Origin of the sequence: Paenibacillus polysaccharolyticus (genome assembly GCF_023714295.1) — a bacterium.
GTDB lineage: Bacteria > Bacillota > Bacilli > Paenibacillales > Paenibacillaceae > Paenibacillus > Paenibacillus polysaccharolyticus_A.
Window position 1 is genome coordinate 157,317 of the sequence record NZ_JAMAUN010000008.1, and the last position, 22,025, is coordinate 179,341.

Genomic DNA, 22,025 nt, shown 5'->3' on the forward strand with positions numbered 1-22,025 from the left:
CCGAAAAAGGTGAACAGAACGGACAAACAGCTACCTGCTATGCAGGGACAAGCGTTTGAGGAGAGGGGTTCATTCATGTTAAGAGGTCTGTACACCGCTGCTGCGGGAATGATTACAGAACAGCGCCGCCACGACACCGCTACACAAAATATCGTAAATATGAACACAACGGGATACAAGCAGGTGAACAGCGTGAACCGCTCCTTCCCGGAAATGCTCATTACTTTAACAGGCGGGGATGCCAATCTTCCAACAAAGCGGCTGGGCAGACTCAACTCGGGTGTGTTCGCCGAAGAGAGTTTATCTATGAATGTTCAAGGCGCTCTCATGGAAACGAAGCGTACAAGTGATTTTGCGATCTCGTCCAATCTGAGCGTGGATGATCCGCAGACCAACCAGCCTATTCCGTTTGATGCTTCGGGCAAGTATGTACGAGCAGATGGAACGGTCACGTACCAGCCGCAAGCATACTTCACCGTCCGAGACGCACAGGGCAATACGCGTTACACACGCGATGGCCACATGGAGGTAAATGGAACAGGACAGTTGCTTAGTTCTACCGGTTCTCAGGTGCTGGACAGCAATGGGCAGCCGATTGTATTGACAGGTTCCGTGGAGCAATTTAAAGTGGATGAGCAAGGCCGCCTTGTTAATTCGGTTACGGGTGTTCCAACAGGTGTTACGCTTGGAATCAGTATTATTGACCAGCCCAATCAGTTGGTTCGCCAAGGTGACGGTAACTTTAGCCTGAATGAAGATGATGGTGCAACGGCTCGGACGATGGGCGCTACTGATATTGTACAGATTCATCAAGGTTATCTGGAAGGATCGAATGTAGATGCCTCTCAGGCTGCCGTAGACATGAATGCCGCGTTCCGTGCTTATGAAGCGAACCAGAAGGTCATTCAGTTCTATGACCGCAGTTTAGAAAAAGCCGTTAACGAAGTTGGTCGTGTCTGATGCCAATGGTTACCATATAACCGTGTAGTACAGGGCGATAAGCCCTTTGAAGAGCAAAGCAGGGGAGGTAAAGCCACCGCATGAATAATTCCATGATTAGTGCCAAGGTGTCGATGACTGCTATCCAGCAACGGCTGGATGTCATTTCCGATAATATTGCCAACGTGAATACGGCAGGCTATAAAAGCAAACAGGCAAACTTTGAAGATGTATTGACTCGCATACAGCAACAAGATGACAAGTATAAGCAGGATGGTCGTTCGACACCGATGGGGTATAACCTTGGTTTTGGAGCACGTCTGGTCAATCTCACCAGAGATATGTCCCAAGGTAGCATGCAGGAGACGGGTAACCCGACAGACTTAGCTATTGAGGGCAATGCGATGTTTGCTGTTCAGGCGGATGGTCAGAAAGTATGGACACGTCAAGGCGCGTTTCATTTTGTGCCTGATACGCGTCCAAAAGCGAATCCGAACGATCCTGATCTGATGGTGCTCGTCAATGACGATGGCCATTTTGCTCTGAATCGCCAGGGAGAGCCGATGACGGCTCCAATGGGCAGCACCGTGGCATTTGATGAAAAAGGTAATCTGCTCGTGCGTCAGGGGAACAATAACCCTGTCATTACGGGACAGTTGCAGATGGTGGATATCGAGCGCCCTGAAGGACTGGTGCAATTGGCCGGCAATCTGTTCGGTTTGAACACAGGGTTAACGGAGAATGATGTGTTCGGGGCTAATGCAGCAACACGTGCACCTCAGGCGTCCATCCGCACCGGTTTCCTTGAGCAATCCAACGTGGATATGACACAGGAGATGGCATTGCTTATGCAAGGTCAACGGACTTATCAACTGGCAGCACGGGCGCTCACATCCAGTGATTCCATGGCGGGTCTTGCCAATAATATGAGAGCATAAAGGTGAATGGGATGACAGAAACACAGCAGCAGAACAGCAAGCCGGAGCAGAAGGAAGTCAAGAAGAAAAAGAAGAGTTGGTGGCGCATCGCAAGATGGTTTCTGATTCCGATTCTGCTTGTTCTTGCCCTCGCTGGCGGAATGGTCGCTGGATATGTGGTACTGGGCAAACAGGATATCGGTTCCGTATGGCAATGGAGTACCTGGAAACATGTCTATGATCTGGTATTTGCTCCATAAGATAACGAGTTCAGCGAAAACTCCTGCGTAGGCAGGAGTTTTCTTTTTGGTGTTGAAAACAGTATAATGATGGATGACGTTTAACGTCAGAAGAGGCCTCCCCTGCGAAAGACATTGTATGTCATCGCGAAGAGAGACCCCTTATCTCAACCTTCACTACTGCAGTCATGAAGGATATAACTAGTGTTAACCCTAAAAGCAAATTTCATACAACATTAAAATGAAAACTCATTTATATGAGGATCGACTTGATCATGCTTGCTTAATGGTTTGCACTACAGTAAGTAGAGGGAAGAGAATCATTCAAAAGAAACAAAGCGTTCGCGTTTGTCACAGAATTTTACCCATTAATAATGGAATCAAAAAAATTCAGGGACAATGGCGATCATAGAACGATCTCTTTCCGAAACGACGCTATTGCGCCGGCATTATTGCATGGTGGAGAGCCTTCGTATAAACACCCCGAGAGGAGATTACATTGTGTTAGATATCAAACAGATTCAATCCATTATCCCGCATCGCCCGCCGTTCCTGTTGGTGGACAAAATTTTGGAGATGGAGGATGGCAAGCGTGCGGTTGGTTTGAAAAACGTAACGATTAACGAACCGTTCTTCATCGGTCATTTCCCTGAGTATCCGGTAATGCCAGGCGTATTGATTACAGAAGCGCTGGCTCAGGTTGGCGCAGCAGCGATGCTGAATTTGGAAGCAAACAAAGGTAAGATTGGTTTCTTGGCGGGACTCGATAATTTCCGATTCCGTGGACAAGTGGTGCCTGGGGATACGTTGATTCTGGAAGTAGAAATTACACGTCTAAAAGGTTCGATCGGTAAAGGGCAAGCTACTGCTCGCGTGGACGACAAAATTGTCGCTGAAGGCGAAATCATGTTTGCACTGTCAGACCCAAGCTGATTACATAGGCATGTATACATCATGCAGATAAGTTGAACTAATTCTTCACACATAAACGGAGAGGACAGAGAAAACCTGAAAAAGCGAAGCGTTTGCCTGAAGGCTTTCTAAAAGAAAGCTACATCGGAAGCATATGCTTATCACCGGATTTTTCCCTTTTAGAAAAGGGAATACAAAAAATCTGGAGATAACAGCGATTGGAAGGTTGTTCTGTCATTGGAGTGCAGGTGTAAAGATCTTTAGTCCAACTTATGACTACGCTGAACAGCTACGTGCATAAAATAGAATTTTATATAGACGGAAGGGGCTTATTGGATATGGAACAGTTAAGCGCAGCAGCAGCCGAGACGTTGCAACAGTGGTTGGAGGATGCTTCTATTGATGAAGCAACGAAACAGGAGCTTCGTGATCTAAAGGATCAACCGAAAGAGCTGGAGGAGCGTTTCTACAGAAATCTGGAGTTTGGTACAGGTGGATTGCGCGGTGTGATTGGTGCAGGTAGCAACCGGATGAACAAATATACGGTCGGTCGTGCCACACAAGGTTTTGCCCGTTATTTGCTGGAGCAGCATGGGGACAAGGAAGGCAAACCTTCGGTTGTCATCGCGCATGACTCCCGTCATTTCTCACCTGAATTCTCGCTGGATGCGGCGCTGGTACTGGCGGCTAATGGTATCGTAGCCAAGTTGTATCCTTCCCTGCGTTCTACACCGCAACTGTCCTTCAGTGTGCGTCATCTGCAAGCGACGGGTGGTATCGTGGTAACAGCAAGTCATAACCCGCCAGAGTACAATGGATACAAAGTGTACAATCACGAAGGCGGACAACTGGTACCGCATGAAGCAGAGAAAGTCATCCAGTACATTCAAGAGGTGCCTTCTCTCGCGGATGTGAAAAAGCTAACGCAAGAAGAAGCCGAAGCACAAGGTTTGCTGATCTGGCTTGGTGAGGAAGAGGATCAGGCATTCGCAAATACGGTTGCAAGCCGCAGTCTAAGCCGTGAATTGATCCAATCCGGCATCGGCCGTGAGTTCAAAATTGTATACACACCGCTGCACGGTACAGGTAACCTTCCGGTTCGCCGCGTATTGGAGCAGATCGGATTCGAACAATTGTATATCGTTGCGGAGCAAGAGCAACCGGATGCTGAATTTTCCACAGTGAAGTCTCCTAACCCGGAAGAACGCGAAGCATTCACACTGGCGATGAAGCTGGGTGAATCCGTAGGTGCAGATATTCTAATCGGTACAGATCCGGATGCAGACCGTATGGGGGCCGTCGTGAAAGATAAAGATGGTAAATATTTCGTCTTGTCCGGTAACCAATCGGGTGCCATTATGGTACATTATCTGCTCAGTCGTCTCCAAGAGACAGGCGCGCTTCCAAGCAACGGTGCAGTAATCAAAACGATTGTAACGAGTGAGATGGGTGCAGTTATCGCTCAGCATTACGGTGCAGAAGTGATGAACACCCTGACTGGATTTAAATATATCGGTGAAAAAATGAACCAGTTCGAAGCAACCGGAAGTCATACCTTCCTCTTCGGATATGAAGAGAGTTACGGCTACCTCTCCGGCAACTATGCCCGTGACAAGGACGCTGTCCTTGCCTCGATGTTGATTGCCGAAGCGGCTGCTTACTACAAGAGTCAAGGCAAAACACTCTACGATGTGTTGCAGGAGCTGTACAACCAGTTCGGTTTCTTCCTGGAGAAGCTGGAGTCCCGCACGCTGAAAGGCAAAGACGGAGTTGCACAGATTCAGGCGAAAATGACCGACTGGCGTTCTAATCCGCCGAAGGAAGTCGCGGGCATCGCTGTGCAGGATGTGCTGGACTACTCCCTGGGTCTGGACGGCCTGCCGAAGGAGAACGTGCTGAAATTTATTTTGGCGGACGGATCATGGTTCTGTCTGCGTCCTTCCGGTACAGAGCCGAAGATCAAAGTGTACTTCGCTGTGCGCGGTGAAAGTTTGCAAGATGCAGAGAGCCGGATCGAACGTTTGGTTTCGGAAGTTATGTCGCGTGTAGACGGACAATAAAACAAATGGTACTGTAAGAAAAAGATGCAGAAGGCCTCTCCGCACCGTAAGGTTGGTTGGCGGAGGGGTTTTTCTTTGAAATAAAATGGATCGTGTGCTGGCATATTAGAGAGCGTGTTAACACATGCTGAACGTAAGAATTTTAAGAGCAGAACGGGCATTTGGTTCCAACAACTGAGGAGGTACATGTAGTGCGTCAAAAATGGCTTTATTGGAATAACGCTTCCCGGAAGTGGTTGTGGCTCATCGTTATTATTGGTTTGGTGGCATCCATTCCGGTCATCCGTGACCGGGTGCAGACAGAATCTTCTACGAACAAAGTAGAACTGGTCTTCAACTACCGAGGACTCTTGGATATTTCCGCGTATCAGGCTCACCCGCAAGACTTCATTGATCAACAAATGACACGTCTGAAGGACGCTGGTGTGACAACGATGGCTGTGTTTGAGAGCACGCTGGACGAACTCAAAAAAACACGCCGCTTGATGGTTTACTCAGGCCAGGATCTCGCAAATATGACAAAAGAAGTGGTCCCTTCCAATGCGAACTATACCTATGTATTGTTCACATCGGAAGAGAATGCGCAGACCTACACCCCTATTATTGAACAAACGTTCGCTGAACGTCAGATCCCGGTTCAACCCTGGGAGTATGAAGGTCGCAGCGGCTTAATATTGCAGACACCGCCGGAGAATGCCAACATGCAGCCCATGCAGCCGGACCCGATCGCGGTAAAAATGCTGCGTGATAAAGGTTTTCATATTTTACCCCGTATCTCCGACACGGTACCTTATAACCAACAATCGATGGAACGTTTGCTAACCTTCTTCGAAGAGAATGGCGTAACACGTATCCTGTTTGATGGGGATGCAGTGAAAGGGTACAATGATAATGCAGAGATGAAAAGTCTGGATCAGTTTGCCCAGCTCCTGAACAAACATCATATTGGTCTGGCGGCGATTGAAAATCTGAAGAAGCCACAGGCAGGATTCCAGACGCTGGCTTACAAAATTGATTACAACGTAACTCGTCTCTATTCACTAAGCGACTCCGATGCGAATCTGAAAGAAGATACTATTGCCGACCGTTTTGTACTGGCAACCAAAGACCGTAATATTCGCATGATTTATATGAACGCTTCACCGAGCCGGAATACGGCCAAAGCTGAGATCACCGACCCGATCGAAAATCTGATCAAAAGTTTGGGTGAGCCAGGACATGCCGTTGAACGTATGGCCAAACACGGCTTTGAGCTTGGACAAGCTGAAGCATTCACTGTGAAAGATTCGTCTATTCAACGGGTTGCGAAGCTGATCGCTCTTATCGGAGCAATCGCTTTGATCACTCTGATGGTTTCATATTTTGCACCTGTATTCACCATTGCCGTGTTCCTGTTTGGACTAGTAGGAAGCGCGGGTCTGTTCCTGTTGAAACCTACATTGCTGGAGCAAGGAATCGCCTTGCTGGCTGCCATTTCCGCACCAACCATTGCGATGGTACTGGCGGTTCGTACAGTGAATGCAACACAACTGCGTCAACCGGATGCCCCTGCGGGCCGTCGTTTGGCACAGACCCTTGTTTTATATGTAAGAACATCGATCATTTCGTTCGTAGCCGTACCGTTTGTGATCGCATTATTGAATAACATTACGTACAGCCTGGTTATTAACCAGTTCCGTGGAGTCAGCTTGTTGCACTTTGCTCCGATTGGTTTGGTTGCGATCTATATTATATTCTATCGTGGTTCCGGTTCAATCTCTGTGAAACAAGTGAAAGACATGCTTCGTATGCCAATTAACATTTTGATGGTCATATTGGCACTTGTTGCTGCTGCTGTTGGATATTATTATTTGAGCCGTACAGGGAACGCTGGTTCCGTTACACCATTTGAGATGTTCCTGCGTACCACGCTGGAGGATACGTTTGGCGTACGGCCGAGATTCAAAGAATTCGTGCTGGGACACCCACTGTTTATCGTTGGCGTGTTCGCCGCTTTAAAATACCGTAAAGTGATTTTTGCGCTAATCATCGCCACGATGGGTCAATTGTCGATGGTGGATACGTTTGCGCATATTCATACACCAGCTGTACTGTCACTGATTCGTGGGGTGATGGGACTCGGACTTGGCTTGATCTTTGGTATCATTGCTGTGGGTGTGTGGCAAGTCGCGGAAGGATGTTGGAAAAAATGGTCACCACTTCTAAAAAGTTAGTCATCTCAGGATACTATGGATTCCGCAACAGCGGAGATGAAGCCGTGCTGAAATCCATTCTGACTGCCCTCCAGGAAGAGAGCCAGCGGTCCAATGTTACCATTGAACCGATTGTGCTCTCCATTGATCCGGAGTGGACAACCTCGATGTATGGCGTTCGCGCCGTACATCGCATGAAGCTGAAGGAAGTTCGTGAGGCACTGAAGGAAAGTGACGGACTTATCAGTGGCGGGGGAAGTCTGCTCCAGGATGCAACTGGATTGAAGTCCATTCCTTATTATCTGGGTGTGATCAAGCTCGCTCAGTGGTTGAAAAAACCTACATTTATCTATGCGCAGGGGATTGGCCCTGTTAATCGTAAAATGTTTAACCCGATGATCAAGTCGGTATTTAAATCGTGCACCTATGTATCCGTTCGAGACGAGCAATCCGCAGATTATCTGCGGGGTCTCGGACTAAAATGGAACCAAATTCATGTCGTGCCTGATCCAGTGATGGGATTACCTTTGCCGGATATAGCAACACCAGTCCGGGATGAAGCAGGCACTTCCACCAGTGGAGAACAACCAGCCCATGCCAAACTGCCGGTGATCGGCGTATCCGTTCGGTTCTGGGAATCGGATCGCAAAGAATTAACGGCTATTGCGGCTGGATTGAAGAAACTGGCTGCCAAAAAGGCTGTGCATCTGCGCTTTATGCCGTTTCATCTGCCCGATGATGTGCAGGCATCCCGTTTCATTATGGAAATGATCGGCGATGTGACAAGCAAAGGCAGCGAGATTAGCATGACGGAGGATCTTACGGATCCTCAACAAATGTTGGAGGAAGTCAGCCGTTGTGATCTGATGATCGGTATGCGTCTGCATAGCTTGATTTATGCCGCTTCGCAGTATGTTCCACCTGTGGGCATTTCGTATGATCCGAAAATCGATCAGTTCCTGCTTCGATTGGAGAGCGAGCCTGCGGGCAATACCCGTTCACTGGATGGGGATAAGCTTGCCGATACGGTTGGCGGCTTGCTGGACCAGCGTTCACAGTGGCTGAAACAACATGAAGATCGCATTACTGCATTGAAGCAGGAGGCTATAGAGCCTGCCAAGCAAATTATTACCTATTTAGGCCGCAAAGGATGAGATAACAATGAGTCAGACCGAATCGCTCCCTACCGTTTCCATCTATGGTATCCCCTTTTCCAAACTAACGATGCAAGAAACGGTACAGGTGCTTGAAGAAGCCGTGTTGTCGAAACAGCCGCATCAGGTCATCACTGCGAATCCGATTATGGTGATGGCTGCGCTAGAGAATCCCGCAATCATGAAAGTGATGAAGGATGCGGAGATGATTGTTCCGGACGGAACCGGCGTCGTATGGGCTGCGAACTACTGCGGTGATCCGGTAGCAGAACGAGTGCCGGGCTTTGAACTTTTACATGAATTGCTGCGGGTTGGAGAAAACTATCGATGGGGCGTGTATTTGCTCGGTTCGACACCAGAGGTGATTCAAGAAACGGCAGTTCGGTTACAACAGCAGTATCCGGCTATTCGTATTGTGGGTTACCGTGACGGTTTCTTCGGTTCGGCTGAGGATGAGCAGGTTGTAGCTGCGATAAAGCAGGCTGCGCCTGATCTGTTATTTGTCGCTCGCGGTGCGGATACCCAAGAACCGTGGATTCACAAGCATAAGCATGCGCTGCAAGTTCCTGTCATGATGGGGGTTGGAGGCAGCTTTGATGTGATCTCGGGCAAAAGCAAACGGGCGCCTAAAGTGTTCCAAAAGTTAAGACTGGAATGGTTTTATCGTTTGCTTCGTGAACCTAGCCGGGCCGGACGGATGCTCGCGCTCCCGAAATTCGCAGTGAAAGTGATGCGGGACAAAGAAAACGTGACAAAAGTCCGTTAAAAACAGGTAATTACGAGATAAATGCTTGTTTTTGCTAGAAATTGAGGATAGCTTTTCAGAAATGATCAGCGTATAATTCAATCCGGCACATACGTGTGTCACTCGAATGAAAACATTCTTTGGTTGCACTAGGCACTCCCGCTAAAGGAGCTGTTACACTTTATTACTACGATTGCAAGAGAACCCTCCGATTGCCCTTATCCCCAAATTTCTATTTATCCTTATTAAGGATGAAATTCGGTGATAAATGCGAACGCTGCGCTTCTACAGGTTTTCCCTTGCACCCTTCGTACCGTGTAACTGTTGCCTCAGAATCAACAATAAATTTTCATCAAAAGTGAAAAACAATGTTTCTTCATATATAGAAAAAGAGATCAGGGGATTTATAATTTTTCTGCAGGTATTATAATTGGGGGTCGAATGTTCAAATGGTAGCGATCTTTATCATTGGATTTCTGGTGTCAATGGGACTTGCTCTAGCTCTTACACCGCTTGTTAAAAAGTTCGCAGTTCGCATCGGGGCAATGGATACACCGAATGCGCGTAAAGTGCATACCCGGATTATGCCGCGTCTAGGCGGATTGGGTATATTTCTGGCATTTATTATTACGGTTGCTGCCCTGCTTCCGTTTGTCTCTGCCTGGTTTACAACGCGTGATATGAGTTTTGTCAGTGCATTTCTGGTCGGCGGTTCCATTATTGTATTGATTGGTGCGCTGGATGACCGCTTTGAACTGTCTGCCAAAGTGAAACTGCTCGGACAGATCGTAGCAGCGTCCGTTGTTGTATTTGGATTTAACATTCGCGTAGACTTCGTGAACATTCCGTTTCAGGATGCGTATTCTTCACTCGAAACGTGGGTGTCCATTCCGCTGACGATTCTGTGGATCGTTGGTGTAACCAACGCGATTAACCTGATTGATGGACTGGATGGTCTGGCTGCCGGCGTATCCGGTATTGCCATTGGAACCATTGCAGTGATGTCTTTCCTGATGGGCAATACGATGATTGCTCTGATGTGCTTGGTGTTACTCGGCAGTATTATCGGATTCCTGTTCTTTAACTTCCACCCGGCGAAAATATTTATGGGGGACACCGGTTCACTGTTCCTCGGTTTCTCTCTGGCGATGCTTTCGATGCTTGGATTCAAACAGATTGCAGTCGTGTCCTTCATTACACCGCTGATCATCATCGGTGTACCGCTCTCGGATACATTGTTTGCGATTATTCGCCGTGCGGTACAACGGAAACCGATCTTCTCACCGGATAAAGGTCATCTGCATCACTGCTTGCGTGAACTCGGGTTCAGCCACCGCCAGACCGTGCTGATTATCTATGGTATTGCGGCATTCTTCGGGATACTGGCTATTATCCAGTCTTCAGCTGCCATGTTTGAAGCCAACTGGGTAACCTTTGTTGTAATCTGTATCATGATGTTCTTCCTGCAAGTAGGGGCGGAAGTCATTGGACTTGTAAGTAAAACGAGAAAACCGGTCATTAACTTCTTCATGCGTATGCGTGTGAAGCTTAATCCACAGACCCGTTCGAAATCCTAGAATAGATAAGTTTCGTTTCCTGCTATCGTTCAATATTATATGTAGACCCTTACCTTATCCCGGTTGCGGATAAGGCTTTTTTGTTTTTTTTGAGATTTTTACTAAATAATTGGAACCTTTTTGCCGATAAATATGGGTAACTGACTTAAAAAGAGGAGAGATGATACGTAATGCAACAAAAGAAACGGCCGTTGATTTGGATCATGTTGGTCACCATGGTGCTCTCGTTGTTCCCACAAGGTCTATTCGGTGGGTCCGTTGCTTCGGCTGCCAACGCACTGACTACCTACTTTACACCAGATAATACCGCGATTAGCAAGACAGCGGATCTGAACATTGAAGACTCAGCTAATGCAAAGTTTCTGTCCCGTTCTTTGGCTTATCAAACAACACAAGGGACAATTACAATAACAGGTGCATACGCTTTTGTATCCAAAGATACGATGCGTGTCAAAGTCGAGCAACTCAACTCGGTTAGCGCAGGAACTGGCAAAACGAAGTGGGAGCCGGATGCTACCCGTTCTAACACGACTGCAGTGACCGCGAGTACAAGCGGCAACAATAACTTTACGGCAAGTAACATCACCTTGTTTCCGGGTTTTAACCGGATTACCTTCACGGGTACTCAAGGATCGGTAGAACGTTCAGATACGTTTTATGTGTTATATGACCAGGTTCCTTTTATTCAGGACTTCAAAATCTTCACGGACCCAAGCACAGGATCTAACACTTCCTATGGCTTGAATGAAGGTGCCCAAACCGTAGTTAATACACAGTTTGTGTCTGTACAAGGTAAAGTGCAGAATGCAATTAAAGTAACCGTTTCTTTGAATGGCGGAGAAGAACTCGATTCGTCTTTGCTGCAAAACGGAACATTTTTCACGCCACAGTTAAAACTGACGGCTGGTTTGAATAACCTGAAGTTTAGAATTGCCAATGGCTCTGATTCGATTATTACGGAACGTGCAGTTTATTACTATGACAAGGATCAGCCATTCTCCACACTCAATGTTTCATTAACGAGCGGTGGGAACACAGATAAGAAATCAGTACTGAACATGATCCCGACATTCTCGAACGCAGCTACCGAAGCGAAGCTTGAAGTGCAAATGGTGCTGCCTTATATCGCAAGCAATAGCTCTTTTAAAGATTCAGGATCGTTCACAGTCAATGGAACAACCATGACTTTCAGTAACGCAACGGAAACCATTATCCCGGGTCCGGACGGATCAACGCCTGAATATCGAATTGTTACATTCACAACCGATAATGCGTATCCGCTACAAACGTCAACCACAACACCAGCTGAAATTTTAAAGAATCAAACCGTTAACGCCGTTGTGGGGCATGGAACATTTAGCTCTGGATACCAAGGGAAATTCACTTATGCTCCAGGCGTTAAAGCGATTACCAATATGTACTATCTGCCAGATTATAGTGGCGGAGCAGTAACCAATAAAGTACCACTCGACAATGCACAGATTGCTACAGCAGATTTCTATATTTTGGTTGAGTCTAGCCAAGATATTGCAGGTGAATTGGTAAAGGGTGAGTACCTGCCAACGGGAACAACCAAACTGACGATTGAGGGAGCACCAACGGGGACGAATGCGCCTACGGGTATTTCGAACAATCAAGCCGTTTATTTGGTAAAAAATGTGGCGAATGGCACGCAGAAAATTCGTTTCTACTATGGCAATCCTGATCCACATTACGATGTTACCGTATCGTATGCTTCCAAAAGCTATATTTACGTAGCTAACTTGTATGATGGACAGAACTATACGTTCAATTCAAAAACAACACAGTCCTTAACGGTCAATGGTGAGTTTGTCGGTTTTAGTACGCTCGCGTCTCCACAGTTCACGAGCCAACTATTAGTGAATGGGGTAGTCAGAACACCAGCTGGTTTCCCGGGCACCAACGGTAAGTTTTCTTTCCCGTTGACTATTGGTGGTACGGGAGAACTGGTATACGGTGAGAATACCATCACCATTATAGGAACCGATAAAGACGGAGCTGGCAAAACCAAAGTCATTGAGAAAAAAATCAGAATTTACATTTCAGACAGCAATGTGTCCAATATTGATAAATTCATGCCGGTGCCTGTTCCAACGGATGGCCGTGTGGAGTTTAGCAAGGCAGATGTTAGTGTGTACACACCCGAAGAGATGGTCAACATCTTCAAAGTAACACCAGATTTCATTATTCGTGATGGCAAGTATGTAACGAGTAAAGATAGATATGATCTGGTATTTAAGGGCGGCGGAGCTACCATTGCAAATCTGTACTCCGGTTCCAAGCTGATTTATAGCTATCCGATTCCTGTTACAGATACCCCGGATCCAAACAAGGCAACTCAAGATGGTCATATTGCTGACTTTGCCGGGAATCAGGATGAATTCATGATCCGTGTGCGGAACTATATTTTTGAAGCACCGGGCAGTCATGTGTATACATTAGAATTGATCAACAGCACGGGAGCAAGAACGACACAACGATTGGAGATTGTAAGAGAACCTTCTTCTTACCGTATCCTGTCTCCTGTAGCAACGGTAGGACAACAGATTGTCGTTAACAAAAACTATGTTCACTTTGATATTGAAGCAGAAGGTGCAACACAGGTGTTGATCGGTAAAGAAGCGGCTGTTAAACGTCCGGATATGGATAACCGTTTTGTTCTGGATTACGTAGGATTGTCTCCGGATAAGAACAATGCCATCAAAATCCAGATTACGCGAGATGGCGGCAAGATTAACGATACGGTTAACGTATTCTATACAAGTACTGTTGGTGTAGATGCACAGTATATGGCTCCGAAAGTAGCTAACAAATATTCTGCATTTAATAAGAAGCTTGAATTGTCGTTCCCGAAAGCAACCATTCTGCAATCGGCTTCCAAGTCAAGCAGTGGCGTAATCAAGTACTACCCGGACAACAAAATTCTGTTTGGTATTGTTGATCCGAAGGATGGCGTACTGGAGCGGAAAAATGATTATGGCTTTAATATTGGACAGGCCGATCCACGCAGTACCGGAGGTTTGTCACCGATCACAGTTCCGACGATTTTGACAGAGATGTTCAACTCTAACCTGACGACAAGTAACTTCGTTCCGGTATCCGATACGTATTGGATTAATGGCGGAATTGGCGAACTTGGAGATAAGGGGACAAGCGGTTATAAGCCAGGAACGAATGGGGTAACGCCGTACTCTCTGGAAGGAAGCTTTACACAATTCCCTACAGAACGGATTCTGGTACCTTCTAACCGAGGTACACTGACTCTTGCTTACGATCCATCGATCGTAGATGAGGTAGGTTCAACCATTAGCGTATTCCGCTACTCCGACAAGAGCAATATCGGACAATGGGAACCGATTGGCGGAGCTGTCGACACCAAGAAACATACCATTACCGTTTCTTTCGACGAGTTTGGTTACTACAAAGTAATGAAGCAAAGTAAGAGCTACCCGGATATTACGAATCACCCATGGGCAAGAAATATCCTGAATGCTCTGTATTCCAAAGGTATCATGAACAATTTGCGCTTTAACGCGTTCGGAGCAGATGATCAGACGACACGTGGAGAGTTCGCTACCCTGCTGGTCAAAGGTTTGGATATTCCGTTGAATTTTACAAATACACAGACCTTCTCTGACGTTTCGCCAACGACCAAAAGCGATACATGGGATTATGCTTCTATTGAGACAGCAGCCAAAGCGGGTATTGTTACAGGACTTAGTGACGGATTCTTTGGCGTGGAAGATCCAATTACACGTGAACAAGCGGCTGTTATGATCGCAAGAGCGATGAGTATGAAGCTTGCGGCGAATGATAGTAAACTCGCATCACAGTTATCTAAATCGTTCCAGGATTCATCTTCTATTGAATACTATGCACGTCCTTCCGTGCAGGCAGTATCCAAGGCTAAAATCATGGAAGGTGGCCCAGTACAGGGTAACGCCAAAATGTTCCTTTTCAATCCAAAAGGGAACCTGACTCGTGCTGAAGCAGGTAAGATTGCCGTGGAATTGTTCAAGAAAGGTACAAAACTTTTCCCGAAAACGCTAAGTTAATTTAACAGATCTGGAATTAGTTTAGGAAGAGCCTGTCCCTTAAACGAGAAGGGACAGGCTCTTTTTATGGGGAAAGTTGAGATTGTATAGAAAGCATTTATAATAGAAGAAAACGGATTTTTACCAATAACTATTTTTGTAATTTGCTAGAGATTAAGATACAATAGCGGTAAATACACAATGATCTAGAGGGTGAAGTTAGCTTATGAAACCGATTTATTCTAAGGCCCAACTGGGCTACATGAAGGCAAAGACACAATTTGAGAAGCAGGCAGTCTTTCTGGAGAAGAAGCTGGAAGACACTCGCAAGACACAGGAGATCTCTCAGGAAGTGATGGAAGGGCTAGTTCAGACGACCGGCTTCCATGATGCGTATAATAATCTGGTTCTGGCGGAGAACGAACTGATCGAATGGTCTCATACGACAATGAAACATGAGAAGACATATCGTGAGAACAGAATTGCGATTGATGACATGTACCTGAAGTTGAACAGTGATCCGAAAATGCGCGCACAGATTATCGATTTGGCTATGAAAATTCGTTAATTCACAAAATTTACATCTGGAAGAGGGCCAACAGGCTCTCTTTTTTTATTTTGAAGTTTGTGGAATTTGTCGCTTCATTGTCAGAAATATCGGGTATAAATAAACGTCCAACACATTTCTGACACTGACATGCCCGCAGGTGGTGAATCAGCAAAGTGGCGCCACGACTGGTTTTGAATACACTATAAACCCGCACTGCATCAATACATAAATAAATTCAAAACTTTTTTAGTGGAATGCGCAACTTTTTGAAATCTACTGCGTTTAAGATGTAGAGTCAAAAACATTGGGGAACTTACCAAGAATGACCTCGTGAAGAATCTTGTCTATTTATTAGAAAAAATTGCTTTACGGCACGAGAGACCCATTGTATAATACGTAAGGTAGGATTAGGAAACTACTCTATTTACGTGCGATTCTATCATTATTCTAGGTAACAAGTTTCTGTGATATGCTCACAGACATCATTTATATTAACTTGCTCATGACTCTGGAAAGGGGGTGCGACAATAGAATGAGGAACACGAGCGACCCTATTAAAGAAAATTCCAATGTTATGAACACCCAAGGAGGAGAAAAAAAGGTTATGAAGAAAATTTTATCCGTAGCATTGTCTACAGCAATGGCATTCTCAATGTTTGCTTCTGTAGCATTCGGTGATACAGCAGTTTCCCCGCAACAACAGTTTGACGCATTGAAAGCAAAAGGTATCTTCGAAGGCTTCCCTAACGGTACAGCTGGATTGGATCAAGAGATGACTCGCGGTCAATTCGCAAAAGTTATCACTAAATTGCTCGGTTTGAAAGAAGTTACTGGTCAATTGTCTTACACAGACAAAAACTATAACGCTAAAAACTGGGCTGTACCTTACATCGAAGCAGTAACTGCTGCGGGTATCATGCAAGGTAAAGACACAACTAAAAAAATCTTTGACTTCAACGGTAAAGTGACAATCGCTGAAATGGCGACAATCCTTACTCGTGCGCTTGACCTGGAAGTTCCAGCTGAAACGAACAACAACGCTCCAGAATGGGCTAAAAAAGACGTTCAAGCAGCAATCAACGCTGGTCTGGTAGATGCTAACGCTAACTTCACAGCTAACGCTTCCCGCCAATTGTTGGTAGGTGCAGCTTACGCAGTGGATCAAGCTCAAAGCTTGAAAGTTGCTTCTTACGAAGTAAGCGAAGCTGGTAAAGTTGTTACTTTCAAAATCAGCGACGGTGAATCCGTTAAAGTAACTTTGGATAAAGCTCTTGAAGCTAACAAAGAAACTGAAGTGAAATTCACTTACAAAGAAAAAGAATTCACTGAGAAAGTTACTTATGTAGTAACTACAGCTACTAAAGTACAAAGCGCAACTGCAACTAACCTCAAAGAAGTAATCGTTAAATTTGATGGTAAAGTTGATAAAGATTCCGCAGAGAACGTAGTTAACTACACTCTGAAATCCGGTAAAGTAATCGACAGCGTGACACTTTCCGATGATCAAACTTCTGCAACATTGCTTTTGAAAGACAGCGTATTGACTAACAACCGTACTGATGCAGTATCTGTTTCCAACGTTAAAGCTGGAACAGCTACAGTTAGCGCAACTAACGTTGAATTCACAGCAGTAGACAACGTTCTTCCAGAAGTTACTTCTGTACAATCTCTGGGAACTAAATCTGTGAAAGTAGTATTCAGCGAGCCAGTTAAAGGTGTTAGCCAAACTAACTTCACTTTGGATGGCAAAGAATACTTCGGTAAAGTAACTGTAAGCAACAACTTCAAAACAGTTGTATTGACTCCATACAGCACAACAGCATTGGCTGTTGGTGATCACAAACTTACAGTAAGCGGTGTTAAAGACTACGCTGACTTCGTATCTTTGGCTTCCACTCACGATATCAAAGTTGTAGAAGATACTACAGCTCCTACAATCACTGAAGCAACTGCGACTCTGGAAAGTGTAACAGTTACTTTCTCTGAAGATGTAGATGTAGACACAATCGATGCAGCTAAAGTTTACTGGAAATCCGGTGACAACAAAATCACTGCTGAAAGTAAAAAACAATTGGCTGATAACAAATGGCAATTCACTTTCGGGGTTAATAAATCCCTTCCAACAGGTTCCGTATCGATCTTCGTTGAAGGTGTGAAAGATTACTCTGGCAACCAAATCGCTGCTAACACATCTGTTGTTGTAACTCCTGTAATCGATCAAGTTCGTCCAGAAGTTTCTTCTGTAACTACTGACGATTCTCAAACAATTAAAATCACTTTCTCTAAAACAGTGTTGGAATCCAGTGCAACAAATCCTGCTAACTACACTGTAAAAGACAAAGATGGTAAAACTATTGCTGTTCAAAGTGCGACTCTTGATACTACAGACAAAAAAGTTGTTCGTGTGAAATTGTATACAGCACTTTCTGTTGGAGATAACACACTGACAATTCAAAACGTTAAAGATGATACTAAGTTGCAAAACACAATGGTTGACTACACAAGCAAAGTGAACCTTGTTGACAAAGCTGCACCTGCTAAAGAATCATCAACAGTTAACGTTGACCAAAAACGTGTTGTAGTTAAGTTTGACAAAGCAATGGATGTTGCAAGTTTGACTAACTACTCCAACTACCTGGTAACTATTGATGGAACTAATCAAGCTTTGACTCCAGCAATGGCAGAAATCACTCCAATTCAAGATGCTACTGCAGTTTCCATTAAATTTGCAGAAAGTTTGAATGGAAAAACAGTTATGTTTGGAGCTTCTAATGGTGTTAACCAAACAGTAGCTACTAAATTGACATTGCTTGCTCTTAAGAGCGCTAACGGTACTGTTTTGAGTGACTTCACAAACTCTGCAACAAACGGTGCAACTAACGAAATTAGCTTGACTAGCAATTCTACAGCTCTTCAATTGAGCGGTGACGCTGAGTTGACTGATAGAAGAACTGTGAAAGTTAAATTCGATGCTGGTATCAACAACTACACTGCTAGCAATGCAATTGCAAATGCTAACGGTAACCCAGCTGTATCAAGTATTGAAGTAAATGGTACTTCTACTGTAACTGTTAAGTTTGCTTCTGATCTGAATACTGATGGTAGCAATGTTAACTTGACAGTTGACTACACTAAATTTGTAACTAATGCTGGTAATGCTGGCGTTGGCCCTGCTGGAACAGTAAACACTACTAACTTGAAAGACTCTGTAAAACCAGTTGTAGTTGTACCAAGCAACAATGTACTGGCTGTATCAGCTAACAAAATCACTGTTGACTTCTCTGAAGTAGTTAAATCTGCTTCTAACGAACTTGCAGCTGGTGCGTTCACTGTACAACGAGTTAGTGATGGTAAAGACCTGGTACCAGGAACTGATTTCACTGTAGCTCGTGGAACTAATACTACTTCTTATGTTATCACTTTGAAAGATGCTGCTACTCGTACAGCTGATACAGCTTACAGAGTATCTGTTCTTGACAACAAATTGGTAACTGATAACGCTGCAACTCCAAACTCTGTAGCAGCATTCAATGGTACAAGTGCACTGGTTAGCAGCACTGCATCTACAGCTCCATTAGCTGGAAACATTAATGCATCTGATGCTACTCACACTGTTTCTGTTACTGGCTTGACTGCAGGAGATAAAGTTACAGTATATAGTGATGCTGCTCTTACTACTGAAGTAGGTAGCCAAACTGTAGCTACAGGCGCTTCTACTGCTTCAGTAACTGATCCTTCTATCACTAATGGTGACACTCTGTATGTAACTGTAACAAGCACAGGCAAATTGGAATCACCTGCTACAACTGTTACAGTTGCTCCATAATTCAGAGATTAACTGCAACAATATAAAAAAACAAAAATGCCCTGATCATTGATGATCAGGGCATTTTTGTTTTACTTCTACAAACTAAGAATAAATCGTAACTTTCTCCCCTTCTCAAACGTTTATACTATATAGCAACAAGCAACTTATGGGAGGTTTGGAAGTGGATCAAAAGAAAATGGTTGTGAGCTTGCTCGCGAGTGCCCTGTTGATTAGTTCAACGGCTGGTGTGGTGATGGCTGCAAACACAACAGCGAAATCATCTGCCACCAGTAGCAATAGTAAAGCAACGAAGAAAACAACAACACCGAAAAAACAGGTGGTACATACCCTGGGGAACCTGGCCCCAATTAAAGTCACTGCTCGCAGCACCGTGAGACTAACTGATGTGAACATCCTTGCCCAGGATGATGGTAACGTCGTGACGTATACACTGTCGTATCAGAATAATGACAGTAAACCTCTGATGATGATTGATTATTGGAGTAAGGTGAAGACCAATGGAGGAACGTTGTTCTCCCCTAAACTGATTGCAAAGGATCAGGAAAAGAAATCCATCTCGCCTGGTTCGACGGTAGATCTGACTTATGTGATGAAAGCAGGCCGTGAAGTGAAGATCAGTGATCTGAACTTCTTAATCGTAAAATGGGATTTCAGTCAAGCCAACTATGAACGCACGCTGGGCAAGTTTAATGTGCCCGCTTCTTATAGCATCACTACACCTGTAGGCAAACCGAAGACGGTTCGTCTGAGTGACTCTGCAGTGAAGGTTAAAGTTGCTGGCATCAAAGTCTATCCAGGTGAAGATAAGAATCAGTATGTGAAAATTGGTGTGAATTTAAACAACATTAGCTATAAATTGTTGGAGAATCCAAATATCAAGTGGATTTTGCGTACACCAGGCGGAGCGAATTACCCGTTAACGCCGGATAAAGACAGTGCAACGGTGAGTATTCAAGCACAGGCGAACAAGTCACTTGGTCTGATGGCCTCTCTTCCTACATCCGTGAAACTGCAAAAGTCTGAGTTGCTGCTTGTCGAAGAGCAGGGCGAAGAGAAAAGTGTTCTTCCTGTAGCGGCTCTGCAATTGCCTGAAGCGAGTAAAAGCAATGTCAGTGTGGCAGCAAACCAGCCTAATATTATCTCGATTGATGGACAGCCTCTGTCGACGCTGTTAAGCTCATCGAGAGTTCGGATTGAAGATGAGGAATATACGTTAAACATGCAGATGGTGCTCAAAAACGAAGGCAAAAAGGCCATCAAAGTACCGACGTATTCTTTCGAAGTACGTACAGCCGATGGGACAATTAATCCGATTGAGACGAAAGCGTTGGATAATCTGAAATTGAACCCGGGCGATATCAAAACGATTAAGCTGAGTGGAACATTCCAAGGGGATGGAGACACGAGCCAGATGAAGTTGTATGTGATGAGCCCTAAGGATAAGACCGAGGGCACGGATACGACAACAACAACTCCAGCCAACGGATTGGTCTTCTCTTATCCTGTTGGGGTCTATACTTTGCCTGAATCACCATCTGGCGGAGATGCGCTGACTACGGAAACCGTCATCAAAAACAATAAAGGCACATTTGGCGTATCCATTGGTTCGTTACAACGTCTACCTTGGTTGGACAGCGATATTATTGCCGCGAAGGTAACCATTCGTAACGCATCCACCAAAACGGTACAACTTCCGGAACTCGAAGCGATGTATACGATTGATTCTGCTCAAATCGATGGAGATAAGAAGTTAATCTACACGCAATCCGGTAAATTGCTGGGTGCAGGTATGACAACGGAAGCTTATCTGTTAACGAAAATCCCATCCGATCTGCGCATGTCTCGTCTCGAACTCAGCTTGAATGAAAAGGTGAGTGAAGAGGAAACGAATGAATGGATTACCCTGAATACTTCTGGATTCATTCAATCGGTATCTTATGTGTCTAAGGGCAAAACGTACACATCGGGGACAGGGGATAAAGAAACGGAAATGGGTGCTCGCAGAACGATCCGTTATCCAGGGGCATCCTCGGATATTGTGTATACCGAATTTGAGATGACCAATAAATCGCTCCGTCAGAGTGGCCTTGGTAAGCTGGTAGCTTACTATAAATCAGCAGATGGTCAGTACTATAGAGCGACAGCGAAACAATCGGAGCATCTGCCAGGACCTGGTCAGAAGTCCATTGTGACGTTCTGGGCTAAACTGCCGAAGTCGATTACATTCTCTGACTTGAAACTCGTTGTAGGTGAAGGGGTTGCCGATGGCAAGTTTGTAACAGGTGAAGGCGAAGCAACAGCTTATGTTAACGCTATGGCATATGAGGTTCCACCAGTCTCCATCAGTGTACAAGGTTCTCTCAGCAACATTGATCTCTATCCTTATAATCTGACAGCGAATAGTGTTCGTGCTTATCTGGCAGGCAGCACGTCTGTACAGATCGAGATGAACTATACGCTTACTCGTAATGAAGAGACTGAGATGGCGGAGAATGAACATAAGTTGATTCTTACACTGACGGATCAAGCGGGCAAAACGTATGAGAAAGAGTTAGCATTGGGTACCGACATTAAGGTAGGTAAAAACCAAACGCTGACGTGGAGCATTGAAGATAGCTTCTTCGAGAAGTTGCGTGGCGGTTCGTATCGTCTGAGCCTGGATGATCAATTCCAAGGACAGCGTCTGCGTTTGGCAGAACAGACCTATGGATATGATCTGACAAAGCTTCCGAAGGAAGAGCCAACAGACGTAAGATAGTTCATACTAATCTCTTACAATGGCCTACTAGGACCATACTATAATTACCAAAAGGAACGCAGAAAACCTCGCTCCCCTATGCAAGGGAGCGAGGTTTT

At 45.1% G+C, this 22,025-nt stretch carries 13 protein-coding genes; all 13 read left to right on the forward strand.

Going from position 1 to position 22,025, the window contains the following annotated elements; all coding sequences use genetic code 11:
- The first annotated feature begins 75 nt into the window (after positions 1–75).
- The 13 genes from M3629_RS19135 to M3629_RS19195 all read left to right on the forward strand — a co-directional run bounded on the left by M3629_RS19135 (position 76) and on the right by M3629_RS19195 (position 21,927).
- Positions 76–960 (forward strand): flagellar hook-basal body protein, encoded by an 885-nt coding sequence (locus M3629_RS19135; RefSeq protein ID WP_251509486.1) that lies wholly within the window; start codon positions 76–78, stop codon positions 958–960.
- 80 nt (positions 961–1,040) lie between these two features.
- Positions 1,041–1,877, forward strand: coding sequence for a flagellar hook-basal body protein (locus M3629_RS19140; protein WP_251509488.1), 837 nt, complete (start codon positions 1,041–1,043; stop codon positions 1,875–1,877).
- Positions 1,878–1,888: 11 nt separating this feature from the next.
- Complete coding sequence (locus M3629_RS19145) at positions 1,889–2,116, forward strand: DNA-directed RNA polymerase subunit beta (RefSeq protein ID WP_221791282.1); 228 nt, start codon at positions 1,889–1,891, stop codon at positions 2,114–2,116.
- A 480-nt stretch (positions 2,117–2,596) separates the two neighbouring features.
- Positions 2,597–3,028 (forward strand): 3-hydroxyacyl-ACP dehydratase FabZ, encoded by a 432-nt coding sequence (gene fabZ, locus M3629_RS19150; RefSeq protein WP_251509491.1) that lies wholly within the window; start codon positions 2,597–2,599, stop codon positions 3,026–3,028.
- Positions 3,029–3,345: 317 nt separating this feature from the next.
- Positions 3,346–5,067, forward strand: coding sequence for a phospho-sugar mutase (locus M3629_RS19155; protein WP_251509492.1), 1,722 nt, complete (start codon positions 3,346–3,348; stop codon positions 5,065–5,067).
- 191 nt (positions 5,068–5,258) lie between these two features.
- Positions 5,259–7,280, forward strand: a complete 2,022-nt coding sequence (locus M3629_RS19160) for a DUF5693 family protein (RefSeq protein ID WP_251509494.1) — start codon at positions 5,259–5,261, stop codon at positions 7,278–7,280.
- Positions 7,256–8,413 carry a polysaccharide pyruvyl transferase CsaB gene (csaB, locus tag M3629_RS19165; protein WP_251509496.1) on the forward strand — a complete coding sequence of 386 codons (1,158 nt, stop codon included), beginning with the start codon at positions 7,256–7,258 and terminating at the stop codon, positions 8,411–8,413. The genes M3629_RS19160 and csaB overlap by 25 nt, the downstream gene beginning before the upstream one ends.
- A 7-nt stretch (positions 8,414–8,420) precedes the next feature.
- Positions 8,421–9,179, forward strand: coding sequence for a WecB/TagA/CpsF family glycosyltransferase (locus M3629_RS19170; RefSeq protein ID WP_251509498.1), 759 nt, complete (start codon positions 8,421–8,423; stop codon positions 9,177–9,179).
- Between the two features lie 428 nt (positions 9,180–9,607).
- Positions 9,608–10,735, forward strand: coding sequence for a glycosyltransferase family 4 protein (locus M3629_RS19175; RefSeq protein WP_251509500.1), 1,128 nt, complete (start codon positions 9,608–9,610; stop codon positions 10,733–10,735).
- A 170-nt stretch (positions 10,736–10,905) separates the two neighbouring features.
- On the forward strand, positions 10,906–14,811 hold the full coding sequence (locus tag M3629_RS19180; protein WP_251509501.1) for an S-layer homology domain-containing protein: 3,906 nt from the start codon (positions 10,906–10,908) through the stop codon (positions 14,809–14,811).
- A gap of 205 nt (positions 14,812–15,016) precedes the next feature.
- On the forward strand, positions 15,017–15,358 hold the full coding sequence (locus M3629_RS19185; RefSeq protein ID WP_090922908.1) for a hypothetical protein: 342 nt from the start codon (positions 15,017–15,019) through the stop codon (positions 15,356–15,358).
- A gap of 586 nt (positions 15,359–15,944) precedes the next feature.
- On the forward strand, positions 15,945–19,166 hold the full coding sequence (locus tag M3629_RS19190) for an S-layer homology domain-containing protein (RefSeq protein ID WP_251509504.1): 3,222 nt from the start codon (positions 15,945–15,947) through the stop codon (positions 19,164–19,166).
- A 163-nt stretch (positions 19,167–19,329) separates the two neighbouring features.
- Positions 19,330–21,927: a hypothetical protein gene (locus M3629_RS19195; RefSeq protein WP_251509506.1), complete on the forward strand. Its 2,598-nt coding sequence runs from the start codon at positions 19,330–19,332 to the stop codon at positions 21,925–21,927.
- The last annotated feature ends 98 nt before the right edge of the window (positions 21,928–22,025 follow it).